Annotated in this window: 12 protein-coding genes; 8 read left to right on the forward strand and 4 right to left on the reverse strand. The window is 45.5% G+C overall.

Going from position 1 to position 17445, the window contains the following annotated elements:
• Window positions 1-21: 21 nt before the first annotated feature.
• A complete protein-coding gene (gene metJ / locus VPNCDNU1_RS09395; RefSeq protein WP_101114045.1) occupies window positions 22-342 on the reverse strand; it encodes a met regulon transcriptional regulator MetJ in 321 nt (106 codons plus the stop codon).
• Window positions 343-639: 297 nt separating this feature from the next.
• On the opposite strand from metJ, the gene VPNCDNU1_RS09400 reads away from it, so the two are divergent.
• The 3 genes from VPNCDNU1_RS09400 (at window position 640) to metF (ending at window position 5363) form a co-directional block, all read left to right on the forward strand.
• Window positions 640-1806: an O-succinylhomoserine (thiol)-lyase gene (locus tag VPNCDNU1_RS09400; protein ID WP_104400098.1), complete on the forward strand. Its 1167-nt coding sequence runs from the start codon at window positions 640-642 to the stop codon at window positions 1804-1806.
• Window positions 1806-4217 carry a bifunctional aspartate kinase/homoserine dehydrogenase II gene (locus VPNCDNU1_RS09405; protein ID WP_104400099.1) on the forward strand — a complete coding sequence of 804 codons (2412 nt, stop codon included), beginning with the start codon at window positions 1806-1808 and terminating at the stop codon, window positions 4215-4217. The genes VPNCDNU1_RS09400 and VPNCDNU1_RS09405 overlap by 1 nt, the downstream gene beginning before the upstream one ends.
• 255 nt (window positions 4218-4472) lie before the next feature.
• Entirely contained in the window at window positions 4473-5363 is an 891-nt protein-coding gene (metF, locus tag VPNCDNU1_RS09410) for a methylenetetrahydrofolate reductase (RefSeq protein WP_104400100.1), read from the forward strand.
• 82 nt (window positions 5364-5445) lie between these two features.
• Here the strand turns inward: metF and VPNCDNU1_RS09415 are convergent, their stop codons facing one another.
• The 3 genes from VPNCDNU1_RS09415 to argE form a co-directional block, all read right to left on the reverse strand.
• The gene (locus VPNCDNU1_RS09415; RefSeq protein ID WP_101114053.1) at window positions 5446-5985 is read right to left on the reverse strand and encodes a PadR family transcriptional regulator; all 540 of its coding nucleotides are present in this window, start codon (window positions 5983-5985) and stop codon (window positions 5446-5448) included.
• A 392-nt stretch (window positions 5986-6377) separates the two neighbouring features.
• The gene (gene ppc, locus VPNCDNU1_RS09420; RefSeq protein ID WP_104400101.1) at window positions 6378-9011 is read right to left on the reverse strand and encodes a phosphoenolpyruvate carboxylase; all 2634 of its coding nucleotides are present in this window, start codon (window positions 9009-9011) and stop codon (window positions 6378-6380) included.
• A 263-nt stretch (window positions 9012-9274) separates the two neighbouring features.
• The gene (gene argE, locus VPNCDNU1_RS09425) at window positions 9275-10411 is read right to left on the reverse strand and encodes an acetylornithine deacetylase (RefSeq protein ID WP_104400102.1); all 1137 of its coding nucleotides are present in this window, start codon (window positions 10409-10411) and stop codon (window positions 9275-9277) included.
• A gap of 157 nt (window positions 10412-10568) precedes the next feature.
• Here argE and argC point away from each other — a divergent pair, with 157 nt between their 5' ends.
• From argC to VPNCDNU1_RS09450, 5 genes are all read left to right on the forward strand, one after another.
• The gene (gene argC / locus VPNCDNU1_RS09430) at window positions 10569-11573 is read left to right on the forward strand and encodes an N-acetyl-gamma-glutamyl-phosphate reductase (protein WP_104400103.1); all 1005 of its coding nucleotides are present in this window, start codon (window positions 10569-10571) and stop codon (window positions 11571-11573) included.
• 7 nt (window positions 11574-11580) lie between these two features.
• On the forward strand, window positions 11581-12369 hold the full coding sequence (argB, locus tag VPNCDNU1_RS09435) for an acetylglutamate kinase (RefSeq protein WP_371410783.1): 789 nt from the start codon (window positions 11581-11583) through the stop codon (window positions 12367-12369).
• 66 nt (window positions 12370-12435) lie between these two features.
• The gene (locus VPNCDNU1_RS09440; protein WP_104400105.1) at window positions 12436-13650 is read left to right on the forward strand and encodes an argininosuccinate synthase; all 1215 of its coding nucleotides are present in this window, start codon (window positions 12436-12438) and stop codon (window positions 13648-13650) included.
• 99 nt (window positions 13651-13749) lie between these two features.
• Window positions 13750-15624, forward strand: coding sequence for an argininosuccinate lyase (argH, locus tag VPNCDNU1_RS09445; RefSeq protein WP_104400106.1), 1875 nt, complete (start codon window positions 13750-13752; stop codon window positions 15622-15624).
• Between the two features lie 334 nt (window positions 15625-15958).
• Complete coding sequence (locus VPNCDNU1_RS09450) at window positions 15959-17425, forward strand: alkaline phosphatase (protein WP_104400107.1); 1467 nt, start codon at window positions 15959-15961, stop codon at window positions 17423-17425.
• Window positions 17426-17445: the final 20 nt, after the last annotated feature.

Raw genomic sequence — 17445 nt, forward strand, 5'->3', positions numbered from 1 at the left:
TTTAGGCTATCCCCTTTCTTCTTATTCTTCGTCGTAGGCTTCGAATTCAATACCCATTTCCGTCATGATTTTTTTCACTTCACTTGGGATGTCGTCTGGGCGATCTTTTCTCAAATCTTCATCTGTTGGTAACGGCTGACCAGTATAAGCATGTAGAAAAGCTTCACAAAGCAGCTCGCTGTTGGTGGCATGACGCAGATTGTTGATTTGGCGGCGTGTTCTTTCGTCCGTCAGTACCTTAAGTACTTTTAACGGAATCGATACTGTAATTTTTTTTACTTGTTCGCTTTTCTTACCATGCTCAGCATAGGGGCTTATGTACTCGCCATTCCAATCTGCCATTGCGCACCTTCAATTATTATTTATCTAAGTTATATGGCTACTCCGCACAGAAAGCTCTTTTCATGTGTTTTAGCGACTTAGCCGTTCATAAAAAACGATTTTAGCGACTTTTACTGCCACAAGCAAAGACATATGGACGTCTAGAAGTGTTGACGTCCTAAAATGAGAGCGCTAAAGTATTGCATATTAATCGTGACTATCTCTGTTAAAACACGTTACACGCATGTTAACTCGCGTTCGTAATTGGTATAACAGAGGCTCGAAAAGTTTGCACCACAGGAAAGGAAGACCCTATTTATGAGCCAACGAAAGCCAGCCACTATTGCCGTACGCACTGGTATTGAAGCGGATACTCAGTATCACGCAGTTGTCCCACCAATTTACTTGTCTACGAACTATGGCTTTCCTGCGTTTGGTGAAGTGCCCAAATATGACTACACGCGTTCAGGTAACCCAAATCGAGGCTTGCTGGAACAAGCGTTAGCGGAGCTGGAAGAAGGTGCAAACGCCATCATCACCAATACTGGTACAGCAGCCATTAACCTTTGGGTGACGGCATTATTAGGTCCTGATGATCTTATTGTCGCGCCACACGATTGCTATGGTGGTACTTATCGTCTGTTTAATACCCGATCACTAAAGGGTGACTTCAAAGTTGAATTTGTTGATCAATCCGATGAAACCGCTCTTGCTGAAGCACTCAGCAAAAAACCTAAACTGGTCTTGCTTGAAACACCGTCAAACCCTTTGGTACGTGTAGTTGATATTGCAAAAATTTGCGAACAAGCAAAACAAGTCGGTGCGCTTGTTGCAGTCGATAACACATTCTTAACACCAGTTTACCAAAAACCTCTTACACTTGGGGCGGATTTCGTTGTTCATTCCACAACGAAATTTATTAATGGTCACTCTGATGTGATTGGTGGTGTGATCATCTGCAAAGACGAAAAACACGCGGAAGATTTGGCATGGTGGGGTAACTGCATTGGCGCAACAGGTACGCCATTCGACAGTTACATGACCCTGCGAGGTTTACGTACACTTGGTGCACGTATGCGCGCTCATGAAGAGAGTTCGAACACGATTTTGGAGTTTTTGAAAACACATGAGCTGGTTGGCACCATTTACCATCCAAGCTTGCCTGAGCACCCAGGGCATGACATCGCTAAGAAGCAACAATCGGGCTTTGGCTCTATGCTCAGTTTTGAATTAAATGGAAGTTTCGAGCAAATGAAATGTTTTGCTAGCTCGCTTCAGCTATTCTCACTCGCCGAATCTTTGGGCGGTGTAGAAAGCTTGATCTGCCATCCAGGCTCAATGACACACCGTGCTATGAGTGATGAAGCGCAAGAAGAAGCGGGCATTGCTCCAACACTGCTGCGTTTGTCTGTGGGTCTTGAAGATGTGCAAGATCTGATTGCAGACTTGGAGCAAGCCTTTGCAAAAGCCAAGGAGGTGGCGTAATGACTATCGAGCGTCAATTACATAAATTTGGTGGCAGTAGCTTAGCTGACGCCGATTGCTATCAACGTGTCGTGAGCATACTTAAAGAATATTCGGATACGAACGATTTAGTTGTGGTATCCGCGGCAGGTAGTACGACAAACCAACTTATTGCATGGCTAGCCGCGTTAGAAAAAGATGGGCGTCTAGCGCATGAAGCGTTGCAAGAATTAAGACAATACCAAATCAATCTAATTGAAAGTTTGCTGCCAGCAGATCGCGCCGCAGCTTTGCTTGATGTTCTGAATACGGAATTTTCTGGGTTAGGCGAATTGTCTTACCCGTTAAGTAGTGCTCAAAAATCATCGGCAATGGGACACGGTGAAATATGGTCGGCAAGACTATTGGCTGAACTTCTTAACCACAATGGGTTAGAAGCGGTTGCACAAGATTCACGTGATTTCCTTCGCGCGGAACACGGAGCTCAACCGGAAGTAGACCGAGCACGTTCTTACCCATTAATTAAAGAATCACTAGCACAGCATCGACAGTGCCGAGTTGTGATTACTGGCTTCATGGCAAAAAATGAAGAAAGCGAAACGGTTCTTCTCGGGCGTAATGGTTCAGATTACTCAGCGACTGTCATCGGTGCGTTAGCAGAAGCGTCCCGAGTGACCATATGGAGTGATGTGGCTGGGGTGTATAGCTCTGACCCTCGTAAAGTGTCAGATGCCTGCTTACTGCCTTTACTGCGCTTAGATGAAGCCAGTGAATTGGCTCGCTTGGCGGCACCAGTTCTTCATAGTCGTACGTTACAACCTGTCGCTCAAAGTTCAATGGAACTGCATTTGCGTTGCAGCTACCAACCTGAATCAGGCTCAACACGTATTGAGCGTGTTCTTGCGTCGGGTCGTGGTGCCAAAATCATTACTTCTTTAGATGAAGTGTTACTGGTTAAAGTGGACTTCGGGCACGGGCACGATTTTGAACGTTTAGCAAAAGAAGTGCTTACAACGCTTTCGCGTGGGCAACTCAGCCCATTGGCATTTGAAGCGCAAAGCGATCAAGGCTGCTTGCTTTTGGCGTATACCTCAGAAGTGGCTGGCGAGGCGCTTTCCCACCTACAAGATGTCTCCATTGGTGCTGAAATTAAACTGAAAGAAGGCTATTCATTGGTAGCTGCGGTAGGCGCAGGTGTAACTAATAACCCGAATCACTGCTACGGGTTTTACCAGCAACTGAAAAACAGCACAGTAGAGTTCATTAGTGAGGCTGAGTCTGGTCTTAGCTTAGTTGCGATTCTTCGTAAAACCGATACATCTCGTTTAATCACAGGTATTCACAGCCAGTTGTTCCAAGCTCAAAAACGCGTTGCTATCGCTTTGTGCGGCAAAGGTAATATCGGTTCAAGCTGGATAGAGCTGTTTGACGAACAAAAAGACGAGCTTGAAAAGCGTCATGGAAAAACGTTTGATTTGGTTGCGGTAGTCGATAGCCAAACGTATTGGTTGGACTTTGATGGTATTGATGCCAAAGAGGTCTTCAATCGTTTTGATGATGAAGCGATCAGTAATGACGGAATTGAATGGTTGGACAAATTAGCGCATCAACAGAAATTCGATGAAGTGATCGTATTGGATGTAACTGCTAGTGAAGCCTTGTCTAATCAATATGTCAGTATTGCTGAGCATGGCTTCCATTTGATTTCAGCAAATAAAGTCGCAGGTTCGGCACCGGGCGACGTTTATCATCAGGTGCAAGATGCATTTTCAAAGACTGGTCGCCATTGGTTCTATAACGCAACGGTAGGTGCAGGGCTTCCTGTAAACCACACAGTACGCGATTTACGTGAAAGTGGGGACGATATTCTAGCACTTTCAGGAATCTTCTCAGGAACGCTGTCATGGCTCTTCCAACAGTTTGATGGTCAGGTGCCTTTCAGTGACTTAGTTGACCTTGCTTGGCAGCAAGGTTTAACGGAGCCCGATCCTCGTTGTGACTTAGATGGCTCTGATGTGATGCGTAAGTTGGTGATTCTCGCGCGTGAATCCGGATTGGAGCTAGAACCTGAAAACGTGAAAGTTGAATCACTGGTTCCAGAGCAACTACGCGATTTACCGTTGGATGACTTTTTGGACAACGGGCAGATCTTGAGCGAAAACTTAGCCGAGCGCCTTGAAAAAGCCCAACGCGAAGACAAAGTATTGCGCTATGTAGCAAGACTCGAAAAAAGCGGCAGTGCAACAGTAGGTGTTGAAGCGTTACCTCGTGAGCACGCACTAGCCAATTTATTGCCTTGCGATAATATCTTTGCCATTGAGAGTAAGTGGTACAAAGATAACCCATTGGTTATTCGAGGCCCTGGTGCAGGTAAAGCCGTTACGGCAGGGGCCATTCAGTCAGATCTGAATCGACTTTCAAGTTTGTTATAACTCTTTGTTTTAGTGATTTGTTATAGCAATTTATTATATCGAAAGGGCACTCAGTGCTCTTTTTTGTTGCTCCAAACCCATTAAAATGCTGTGGATTTTTATTAATGAAAAATGCGTAACTTCATCATGAATAAAATTCATGATGTTCTGGTTGACATTAAATCGGATAAAAGACATCCTTTGGACATATAGACGTCTAAACGTCGCTGAGAATTTTAAAAGAATTTTTTGTGGTGGTGCCACAGGGAGAGAAGCATGAGTTATACCCACGCAAGTCATATAGATGCTTTGAATCAGAACGTTGCTGAGCTTTCTGATGACATCAATGTTTCATTTGAGTTTTTTCCACCAAGTAGTGAAAAAATGGAAGAAACACTTTGGAACTCAGTGCACCGCCTGAAAACTTTACAACCAAAGTTCGTTTCAGTTACGTACGGAGCAAACTCTGGAGAGCGCGATCGCACGCACTCGATTATCAAAGAAATCAAAGACCAAACGGGTTTGGTTGCAGCACCACACTTAACGTGTATTGATGCGTCACGTGATGAATTGGTGAACATTGCTAATGATTACTGGAGCAACGGCATTGAAAGTATTGTGGCGCTGCGCGGTGATATTCCACCAGGTGGTGGTGCTCCCGATATGTATGCTTCTGATTTGGTCGAATTACTGAAGTCACAGCACGATTTTGATATTTCTGTTGCGGCATTCCCTGAAGTACACCCAGAAGCAAAAAGCGCACAAGCAGATTTGCTGAATTTGAAGCGCAAAGTGGATGCAGGAGCGAACCGTGCGATCACTCAGTTCTTTTTCGACGTAGAGAGTTATCTTCGTTTCCGTGACCGCTGTGTAGCGGCTGGAATTGATGTTGAGATTGTTCCGGGAATCTTACCAGTATCGAACTTTAAGCAGGCTTCTCGCTTTGCGGACATCAATAACGTAAAAGTTCCAGGGTGGATGGCGAAGCAATTTGAAGGATTGGATGACGACCCAACGACACGTCAGCTGGTGGGCGCAAGCCAAGCAATTGATATGGTCAGAATTCTAAGCCGAGAAGGTGTAAAAGATTTCCACTTCTATACGCTAAACCGTGCTGAGATGACATACGCGTTATGCCACACATTGGGTGTTCGCCCTCAAGCGTAGTTTAAATTCGGTTCGAAAGTGAACGGTAAGACACAAAAAAAGGTTGGTGTATGCACCAACCTTTTTTATTAATAGCGAAGATTTACGCCATAGCTTCTAGTTCTGCAAGCGCTTCTTCTGCCCAAGCAACCCATGTATTACGAAGCAACAAGTTGCGACGAAGGGTTAATCGCTCTAAACGAGCTTGCTTGTCTAAAGTGCTTGGTGTCGCGTAGTAAACCGACTCAATTTCTTTGTAGTGGTTCACTAGTTGACGAGACTCTTCAATCAAGCCAGTCAGCTGTTCAATATACGAAGTAGAAGGTTGTACGGAACATGCCATTAACTTGGCAGAGAACTCATCGCGAACGGTTGGGTGTGCAGTTGGTTGGTCAAACCACTCCCCGAGCGCTCGGCGTCCTTCTTCTGTAATTGAATAAACTTTCCTGTCTGGTTTGCCCTCTTGCGGCTCAAGCACGCAAGTCACAAGTTGGTTTTGAGCCATTTTGTTTAGCTCGCGGTATACTTGTTGGTGACTTGCTTTCCAAAAATAGCCAATACTGTATGAGAACTCTTTTGTGATGTCGTATCCAGTTGCATCACGAGTACTTAAAACAGTAAGGATTACGTGCGGTAATGACATGTCTTCAATCCAATGGTCAATCAAACTGTAAAACTTGAACGCGTAAACACCGAGTGTGCTTCTTTGGCACGTTTGTATAGTGTGTTAATGCGTTCATACCAATCTAAAGACAAATTTAGATGGCTCTGTCACCTTCTTAGCCTTACATCACCTAGAAAATGGCAGCTATTGAATTTGCTACCTTAGAAACAAATGCCAATGCCATAGAATTGCTGCGGATAGTTATTAGTAAATTTACAGCGGTTAGTAAGCATATCAATAATAATAAGCATTAAGTAGAATAAAAAATATGAATGGTTTGAAAAACTGACAAAATTCTCAATAGCAAACGCTAGCCATACAAAAAGCCGCATCTAGCGGCTTTTTGTCTCATTTAAAGAATAAATAACTGGTTACCCAGTGTTGCGCATTCCTGCTGCAATACCTGCAATTGTGACCATTAATGCTTCTTTAAGCTCTGTCGATGGCGTTTCTGTCTGCCTTGTACGGTAAAGCAGTTCTGCTTGCAGCATATTCAACGGCTCTACATAGATGTTACGAAGGCGGATAGATTCTAATCCCCACGGATCACTCTGCATTAAATTTTCATTATTCTCAACATTGAGTACAGCTTTAATGTCTTTTTGTAATTGAGCTCTCAGTTTGTCGCCCAGAGCCCACAAAGATTTGTCTGTTAACTTCTGATCGTACAGGCTTGAGATCTCGATATTACATTTCGAATACACCATTTCCAGCATGCCCAATCGTGTAGAGAAGAAAGGCCATTCACGACACATTGATTCCAGTAATGATTGGTGCCCTTGATCGACCGAATACTGAATCGCCTCTCCGGCACCTAACCATGCTGGTAATACCAAGCGGTTTTGGCTCCATGAGAAAATCCATGGAATGGCACGCAAGCTTTCGACACCACCGTTAGGGTTACGCTTTGATGGGCGAGAACCTAATGGCAGCATGCCTAGTTCAAGCTCTGGTGTTGCCGCGCGGAAATACGGTACGAAATCAGGTTCGCCACGAACAACCCCACGATAGGCTTCACAAGATACTTCAGATAGGGTGTCCATCAAGTCACGCCACTCTTGTTTTGGTTCCGGCGGTGGCAGCAGGTTGGCTTCTAATATTGCACTGGCGTACATGTTGAAGCTGTTAACCGCCACTTCAGGTAAACCCAACTTAAAGCGGATCATTTCACCTTGTTCAGTTACGCGCAGACCGCCTTTTAGACTTTTCGGTGGTTGAGAAAGCAATGCGGCATGTGCAGGCGCACCACCACGACCAACCGTACCACCACGACCATGGAACAAGGTCAGCTCGATCCCCGCTTCTTCCGACACTTTCACTAAGGCTTCCATTGCGCGATATTGCGCCCAGCCCGCAGCCATGACACCTGCATCTTTCGCAGAATCTGAGTAACCGATCATGACCATTTGGTGGTTTTGAATGAAACCGCGGTATAGGTCGATCCCCATTAACTGGGTGATAACGGCTTCAGCGTTATTCAAATCTTCCAGTGTTTCGAACAGTGGACAAACGTCCATGCGATATGGACAACCTGACTCTTGAAGTAATAAATGCACAGCAAGTACGTCTGAAGCGGTTCTTGCCATAGAAATTACATAGGCACCAAAAGCTTCACGAGGCTGGCTTGCCACGATGCGGCAGGTATCCAACACCTCTTTTACAGGTTCTGATGGTTCCCAGCCTCGCGGCAATAGTGGGCGCTTAGAGCTAAGTTCCGCAGTGAGGAAAGCGACTTTATCTTGTTCGCTCCATTGATCGTAATCGCCAATACCAAGGTAACGTGTTAGCTCTGACAATACATCCGAGTGACGCGTACTTTCTTGGCGAATGTCGAGGCGTACCAGATGAATGCCAAATGATTTGATTCGACGGAGTGTATCTAGCAGAGAACCGTCGGCAATGACGCCCATGCCACACTCATGCAAAGATTGGTAACACGCATAAAGTGGTTCCCAAAGTTGCTCATTAGATTTCAATGGCGCTTTTACTGCCAGTTGCTCTCCATTGATTTTGGCTTCGAGAATGTCACGAGTTTCGGTGAGCGTTGTACGGATACGCTTTAGGATTGCACGATAAGGTTCATGTTCCCCTTCACCGGCTAACTCACGTAATGCGTCACTGCATTTGGTCATCGATAATTCGCTAACCAGCTCGTTAATGTCATTTAGGTATAGGTCTGCAGCTTTCCAGCGAGACAACAACATCACTTCACGAGTTATGGTATGGGTAACAAATGGGTTACCATCGCGGTCACCTCCCATCCAAGACGAGAAATGGACGGGTCTTGCATCAATAGGTAAACCTTCGCCAAGATAACCTTCCAAACGTTCATCTAACTCGCGTAGGAAATCAGGTACACCTTGCCATAATGAATTTTCGACAACAGCAAAACCCCATTTCGCTTCATCGATTGGCGTTGGGCGTTGCTGGCGGATCACGTCAGAGTGCCATGCCTGTGCGATAAGCTGCTCTAAGCGGCGCTCTGTTTTTTCACGCTCTTTGTACGATAGATCGCTAAGCTCTAGCTTCGAAAGACATTCGTTGATCTTGACCAGTTTGTTGATCATGGTGCGACGCGTAATTTCTGTCGGGTGCGCCGTTAGCACCAGCTCGATATTCAAATCACGAACAGCTTGAGCAGTATCGAGTTTACTGATGTCGCTTTGGCTTAGCTTTGAAAATAGACTGTTAATGGCGTCTGGTTCGCAGACGTGTTCCTCACAATGACGAGAAATAGTGTGGTATTGCTCTGCCATGTTTGTGAGGTTTAGAAATTGATTGAATGCACGAGCAACGGGTGTGAGCTGCTCATCTGGTAGGCTTTCAATTTCTTTTATGAGATTTTCGCGGTCTTCCTGACTGCCCCCTCGTGCTGATTTTGAGAGTTTACGAATGGTTTCGACTTTCTCTAGGATTGCCTCACCATGTGCATCTTGAATGGTATTGCCAAGTAATCGACCTAGCATGCTCACATTGCTTTTTAGCGCGGCATATTTTTCATTCATTGTTTCCCGCCTCGTAAATTTATTACATCCGATGTTTTGTTTAAGCCCACAATCTAGCGAAATTGTTTGGCTTGAGTCAAATAATCCGACACTAAAACAACGGAATTCGGGCAACTATTGATATTGCTCATTTTTGATACGCGCTTTGTAGCGCTATTGTGAAATTTTCTTTCAATATTTGCTGAAGCTTGATGTGGTCTGGTTTAAGAAGCGTTAAAAAAGCGCAGTTGCCTGCGCTTTTAGAGATTATTCTTTTGAAATGTTTAGAAACAGTATTGGTGAATGGCTTTCTTCAAAACATCGATGGTAGGGTCGATAAACTCAAAAGCAAGATATTCATCTGGCTGATGGGCTTGGTCAATCGAACCTGGCCCAAGGACGAGAGTGGGGCAAAGCTGCTGTAAGAAAGGGGCTTCAGTACAATAATTTACGGTTTCACTTGTCTTTTCACAGATGGCTTCCATTCCACCAATGAACGGGTGATCGTGATTACACTCATAGCCAGGGATAGGATCATGTAATGGTTGAATCTCGATTCTTCCTAGCCACTTGGCTTCGACTTCTTTAAGCGCATCGCGCAGAAGGTTGTCCAATCCATCAAGGCTGATACCTGGTAATGGTCTTACATCGTAGTGAAGCTCGCAACAACCACATATTCGGTTAGCACTGTCCCCACCATGAATATGCCCTAGGTTTAGGGTTGGAGTTGGGATCTCAAAGCCCGGATGGTGGTAGGTTTTAATCAACTGGTCTCGAAGCTGCATGAGCGCAAAAAGCACTTCATGCATTATTTCTATGGCGTTGACACCCAAAGCAGGGTTTGACGAATGCCCTGAATGACCTGTCACACGCACAGCATTTGCTACATGGCCTTTGTGTCCTCGAATCGGAACCAAGCTAGTGGGTTCGCCGATAATGCAGTAATCCGGTTTAAACGGGGCGTCTTGAGTGAAGTGGCGCGCGCCGAGCATGGTGGTTTCTTCGTCACACGTAGCCAGTACATAAAGTGGCTTTGTTTGTGTACTCCAGTCGACGCTTTTAACAGCTTCCAATATAAAAGCGAAAAAGCCTTTCATGTCGGCTGTACCCAAACCATAAAAACGATTGTTTGCTTCTGTTAATGCATGAGGATCGAAATTCCAACGTCCTTCGTCGAAAGGAACAGTATCGGAGTGACCCGCTAACAATAAGCCGCCCTCTCCCTGTCCCATTTTGGCAATCAGGTTATGTTTGCCTTTTTCGACTTCAACAACGTCCGTTTCGAATCCCAAGTCATTAAACCATGTGGCAAGTTTCGCAATGACTTCACTGTTTCCTTCATCCCAACTCGCATCACTCGAGCTAATAGAGGAGGTGGAAATTAAGCCACCGTAGATATCGATAAAACCGGGTATTTGCATATTAACTTCACTTCCACTGTTGACAGACTAAGCTTAAAACGATAAAACACATATTAAATCACAATAAGTGAATAAAAACTCAAATAGAGTTAATAATCAAGTATGGATAGTCACTTTTGTAGAAATTAAGTGACAAGCGAAATTGGATGTGTTGCAGATGTTAAAAACCACAATCATTGGTGCCAGCGGATACACAGGTGCAGAACTTGCTCTGATGGTCGCCAAACACCCAAATCTCAAGCTATCAGGTTTGTATGTGTCCGCCAATAGTGTCGACGCAAATAAGCCGGTATCAGAGTTACATAAGAAGTTATCGGGTGTAGTGGACATGCCTGTCACTCCATTAACCGATCTTAAAGCCGTTGCTAAAGAGTCCGACGTGGTATTTTTGGCAACCGCACATGAAGTCAGTCACGATCTAGCCCCGACATTATTAGAGCACGGCTGCACAGTCTTTGACTTATCTGGCGCTTATCGGGTGCAGAAAGAAAACTTTTACCCAGATTACTACGGGTTTGAACACAGCAACCCAGAATGGCTAGATAAAGCTGTATACGGTTTAGCTGAATGGAATGAAGCCGCTATTTCAGAAGCTCAGCTTGTGGCTGTACCAGGATGTTATCCAACGGCATCACAATTGGCGATTAAGCCTCTTTTAGCAGCAGGTCTGATTGAAACGTCGCAATGGCCGGTAATTAACGCGACTTCCGGTGTTTCAGGTGCAGGCAGAAAAGCCACAATGACCAACAGCTTCTGCGAAGTATCGATGCAAGCTTACGGTGTGTTTACTCACCGCCATCAGCCAGAAATAGCTTCACACCTTGGGTGCGATGTTATTTTCACGCCTCATCTTGGTAACTTTAAACGTGGCATCTTAGCGACCATAACCATGAAGCTAAAAGCGGGTGCGACTCTTCAACAAGTAACCGATGCTTTTCACAATGCTTATGGCGACAAGCCAGCTGTACGTTTGTTTGATGATCAACTGCCGACCATCCTACAAGTAGAAAATACGCCATTTAACGACTTGGGTTGGAAAGTTCAGGGTGAACACGTGATCGTTGTATCGGCAATCGACAATCTGCTGAAAGGCGCTTCAAGCCAAGCAATGCAGTGTTTGAACCTTCGTTATGGCTACGAGCCTCTCACAGCATTGATTTAAGGAAGTGATGATGAGCATACAAACCCCACTTGTCGTAAAACTGGGCGGAGCCGCATTAGAATGCAGTGAAACGCTTGGAAAGCTCTTCGGTGCAATTAAAGATTACCAACAGTCAGCGCAGCGCGCGATTGTGATTGTTCATGGTGGTGGCTACCTTGTCGATGACTTGATGAGCAAGCTTCAATTGGCCACCTTTAAAAAAGATGGATTGCGCATCACTCCTTACGACCAAATTCCGTTCATTGCTGGTGCGTTAGCAGGTACAGCAAACAAGCTACTTCAAGGCGAAGCGATTAAGTCTGGCGTTAATGCGGTTGGATTGAGTCTTGCTGATGGCGGATTGTGCCAAGTGACAGAGCTGAACCCAGAGCTGGGTGCAGTAGGCAATGCGACTCCGGGGAATCCTGATGTCCTTCAAGCCGTAATGAATACAGGCGCTATCGCGATCATCAGTTCGATAGGTATGACAGAAGAAGGGCAACTTATGAACGTCAATGCCGACCAAGCAGCAGTAGCTGTAGCGGGCGCATTGGATGCTGAATTGGTCTTGCTGTCTGATGTGAGTGGCGTACTAGATGGCAAAGGGCACCTACTGAACAGCTTAGACAAAGCCGAGGCTCTTCAACTTATTGAAGGCAAAGTGATTACTGACGGCATGATCGTAAAAGTGCACGCTGCATTGAAAGCGGCTAACGATCTTGGACGTCCGATTCAGGTAGCGACATGGCGTTACCCTGAAAAACTGACCGATTTATTTTCTGGTACCAATATCGGTACGCAGTTCTTACCTGAATAAACCAATTTTGTATGACCTTTTGGGCGCTGACCGCCAAGTGCAGACCCAAGGATTAGGAGAAGTAAAATGAGCAAAGTAAACGTAAAAAAAGTAGTCGTTGCCTACTCTGGCGGTCTGGACACATCAGTGATCATTCCATGGCTAAAAGAAAACTACGATTGTGAAGTTGTGGCATTTGTTGCTGATGTTGGTCAAGGTGCGGAAGAGCTTGAAGGCATTGAAGAAAAAGCCAAAGCATCCGGCGCTTCTGAGTGCTACATCGCGGACCTAAAAGAAGAAATGGTGGCAGATTACATCTACCCGACATTAAAAACAGGTGCGCTGTACGAAGGCAAATACCTACTGGGTACGTCTATGGCTCGTCCAATCATTGCTAAAGCACAGGTTGAGGTGGCGCGTAAAGTGGGTGCCGATGCGTTATGCCATGGCTGTACGGGTAAAGGTAATGACCAAGTTCGTTTCGAAGGCGCATTTGCTGCACTTGCACCGGATCTACACGTGATTGCACCATGGCGTGAGTGGGATCTAGTGAGTCGTGAAGAGTGTTTAGATTACTTAGCAGAGCGCAACATTCCATGTACGGCTTCATTAACTAAGATTTATTCACGTGATGCGAATGCATGGCACATTTCAACAGAAGGCGGTGTATTAGAAGATACATGGAATGCACCGAATGATGATTGCTGGGTTTGGACCGTTGATCCAGAGCAAGCGCCAAACGAATCTGAAAGCGTGACACTGAAAGTAGAAAAAGGCGCTGTTGTCGCTGTCGATGATGAAGCGATGACACCATACAACGCATTGGTTTACCTAAACGAGAAAGGCGCAAAACACGGTGTTGGTCGTATTGATATCGTTGAGAACCGTCTTGTGGGAATGAAATCTCGTGGCTGTTACGAAACTCCGGGTGGCGCGATCATGATGGAAGCGCTGCGTGCTGTAGAACAATTGGTGTTAGACAAATCGGCGTTTGAATTCCGTGAAGAGTTGGGCTTAAAAGCTTCTCACCTTGTCTATGACGGTCGTTGGTTTACACCGCTTTGTAAGTCTCTCCTTGCAGCTACAGAGGAGTTGGCGCAAGATGTGAACGGCGAAGTCGTGATCAAACTGTACAAAGGTCAAGCAACCGTAATGCAAAAGCGTTCAGACAACAGCTTGTACTCTGAAGAGTTTGCTACGTTTGGTGAAGACGAAGTGTATGACCAAAGTCATGCTGGTGGTTTCATCCGCCTTTACTCTCTGTCTAGCCGCATTCGCGCTTTGAACGAAAATAAAAAATAAGCGAACGACTCGTACATTTATCACAGCTTTTTAAGCACATTACACAAGCAAGCAAATGAGGCTCTGAAAGATTCAGAGCCGCAACTCAGGAGAGACGCCATGGCATTATGGGGCGGTAGATTTACCCAAGCAGCAGACACCAGATTCAAACAATTCAATGATTCTTTGCGATTCGACTACCGATTGGCAGAGCAGGATATTGTTGGGTCGATTGCGTGGTCTAAAGCCCTGCTGTCGGTAAACGTTTTGAATGAGGATGAACAACAAAAATTAGAGCTAGCGCTGAATGAGCTCAAGCTTGAAGTGATGGAAGATCCCGAGCAGATTTTGCGCTCGGATGCTGAAGATATCCATAGTTGGGTAGAACAGCAGTTGATAGGTAAAGTTGGTGACTTGGGTAAAAAGCTGCACACCGGTCGTTCTCGTAACGATCAGGTCGCCACGGATCTTAAACTCTGGTGCCGCCAGCAAGGTCATCAGTTATTGATGGCGCTCGATCGCCTGCAAGGTCAGATGGTTGAAGTGGCTAAAGCACATCAAGGTACCGTGCTTCCTGGTTATACACATTTACAGCGTGCTCAACCTGTGACGTTTGCCCATTGGTGTTTGGCTTACGTTGAAATGTTCGAGCGTGATTATTCTCGCCTTTCGGATGCCATCAAGCGCCTAGATACTTGTCCACTGGGTTCCGGTGCGCTTGCAGGCACAGCTTACCCAATGGATCGTGAAGCTCTTGCGCATAGCCTTGGCTTCCGCCGTGCAACGCGTAACAGCCTCGATTCGGTATCTGATCGTGACCATGTTATGGAGCTTATGTCAGTAGCCTCTATTTCTATGCTTCATTTGTCTCGTTTGGCAGAAGATATGATTTTCTATAATTCAGGCGAATCTAACTTCATTGAGTTGGCGGATACCGTGACATCCGGTTCTTCACTGATGCCACAGAAGAAAAACCCAGATGCACTTGAATTGATCCGCGGTAAGTGTGGACGTGTTTACGGTGCAATGGCTGGCATGATGATGACCGTGAAAGCACTGCCTCTAGCGTACAACAAAGACATGCAAGAAGACAAAGAAGGTCTGTTTGATGCGCTAGACAGCTGGAATGAATGTATGGAAATGGCTGCGCTTTGCTTTGATGGAATTAAAGTGAATGGCGAGCGTACGTTGGAAGCTGCGAAACAAGGGTATGCCAACTCGACAGAGCTAGCCGATTACCTTGTCGCAAAAGACATTCCATTCCGTGAGGCTCACCATATTGTGGGTGTAGCGGTTGTTGCTGCGATTGCCAAGGGTTGTGCGCTAGAAGAGCTATCGATTGCAGAACTGAAAGAGTTCTCCGATGTTATCGAAGATGACGTGTACAACATTCTAACAATTGAGTCCTGCTTAGAAAAACGCTCTGCACTGGGTGGTGTTTCGCCAAAACAAGTTGCTTATGCCGTAGAACAAGCCGAACAACGCATTGTCCAAAGAGACACATCAGGGGTGAAAGTACGTGCGGCGCGCTTAACCGATATTGATGCGTTAGAAGGCATGGTGGCGTACTGGGCAGGGTTAGGTGAGAACCTTCCACGCACACGTAACGAGCTGGTTCGCGATGTTGGTTCTTTTGCTGTTGCTGAACATCATGGTGAGGTGACGGGCTGTGCATCCCTGTATGTTTATGACTCTGGGTTAGCTGAAATCCGCTCGCTTGGTGTTGAAGCCGGGTGGCAGGGCCAAGGGCAAGGAAGCGCACTTGTTGCACACCTGACTGAAAAAGCACGCCAGATGGCGATTAAGAAAGTGTTTGTGTTGACTCGAGTGCCTGAATTCTTCATGAAGTACAGTTTCATCCCGACATCAAAATCTCTTCTGCCAGAGAAAGTATTGAAGGACTGTGATCAGTGTCCAAGAACGCATGCATGTGATGAAGTCGCGCTGGAGATCAACCTATCAGAACAAGTGATCACTAAGGTTAACGTTGCATAACAGTGTGATTAAAAACAGTTTTTGAATCAGCTCAGATCTTTTTAAAGAAAATTGATCTTTTTTGGGAACTTATTAAGGAAGAGCACGGTCATATTAATACCACTGCTTTTTCTTAGATGAATCTAAGAAGGCCCCTAACCAGATTTGGCTTAGGGGCTTTTTTCTTTTTCCAATCCAGCTCAGTTTTAATTTCCCCCTGCTATTTATTTGATTTGTTATAACATTACATATTCATTAAATTTTCATGAAACATTCACTTCATTGATACCTAAGCATACTTTTTGATCTTTAGAGTGTCCTCCGTTGATTATCAAACTACTTCGGAGATATCCCCATGAAAGGGCTTCAACTTTCTACACTAGCAATTGGTGTCATGGCAGTAGCGACCGTAAACGCCAATGTGCCTCAACAATCAGATACGTGGTACCAAGAAGCAAAAAGCGCGATTGCTGCTGCAAAAGAGCTTAAGCCAATTGATGGACCTGCAAAAAATGTGATCTTGTTTGTGGGCGACGGCATGAGCGTTGGCACCATAACTGCTGCGCGTATTTATGCCGGTCAGCAAAAAGGTCAAAAGGGTGAAGAGTTTGTGTTGGCCATGGAGCGTTTGCCACACACAGCATTATCCAAAACATACAACACTGATATGCAAACCCCAGATTCGGCAGGAACAGCAACCGCAATGGTGTCAGGGGTGAAAACCAAAGCGGGCATCATTAACGTGAATGACAATGTTCAACGTGGTTTTTGCAACACTCAAAAGGGCAATGAAGTCAAAACAGCTTTCCAAATGGCGGGTGAAAAAGGATTGGCGTTAGGTGTTGTTTCTACAGCGCGTTTAACTCATGCCACTCCTGCGACGGCCTACGCGCATAGTGCTGACCGCAATTGGGAAAACGACGGTAAGTTGCCAAACATCGCTAAAAGCACAGGTTGTAAAGACATTGCTTCGCAGTTTGTCGAATTTGATTCCGGTAATGGTTTCCAAGTGGCATTTGGAGGCGGCAGGCGTGAATTCATTCCCAATACGATGACCGATCCAGAAGGTAAGAAAGGCAAGAGAAAAGATGGGCGCAACTTAGTCAAAGAATGGGAAGAACGCTACCCGCAAGGGAGCTATGTTTACGACCGAGCTGGTTTCGATAAGCTGAATGGAAACACCAAACGAGCATTTGGGTTATTTGAAAGTAGCCATATGCAGTATGAAGCTGATCGCGTAAAGGAAAACAACGAGCCATCGCTGGCTGAAATGACATCCAAAGCCATCGAAATCTTGAAAAATAATAAGAAGGGCTATCTGCTTATGGTGGAATCGGGTCGTATCGATCACGCTCACCACGCAGGCAATGCTGCGCGAGCTCTTGAAGATACGGTGGAATATGACCGCGCCATTAAAGCGGCTTTGGAAATGACGGATCCAAAGGAGACGCTGATCGTTGTAACAGCCGACCACGCGCATACTTTGATTTCAAACGGCTATGCAGAACGCGGTAACCCCATTCTTGGTCTATCCAAATCCAAAGGTAAATTCAATAAGGATGAATTTGGAAAAAACTACACTACATTGGCGTATGGTAATGGCCCTGGTGCAGTAGAAGGGAAGCGAAGTGATTTGTCGGAAGAAGAAGTACTCAAGCTAGATTACTTACAGCAAGCATTGGTCAAGTTAGGCTCAGAAACACACTCTGGGGAAGATGTAGCGATTTTTGCTCGTGGTCCGCAAGCTTGGCTATTCCAAGGCGTGGTAGAGCAAAACTACATTTATCATGTGATTGATGAAGCGTTAAGGCTAACTAAGTAAGTATTAAGAAGTAGCCTTCA

The organism is Vibrio penaeicida, from assembly GCF_002933855.1.
Classification (GTDB): domain Bacteria; phylum Pseudomonadota; class Gammaproteobacteria; order Enterobacterales; family Vibrionaceae; genus Vibrio; species Vibrio penaeicida_A.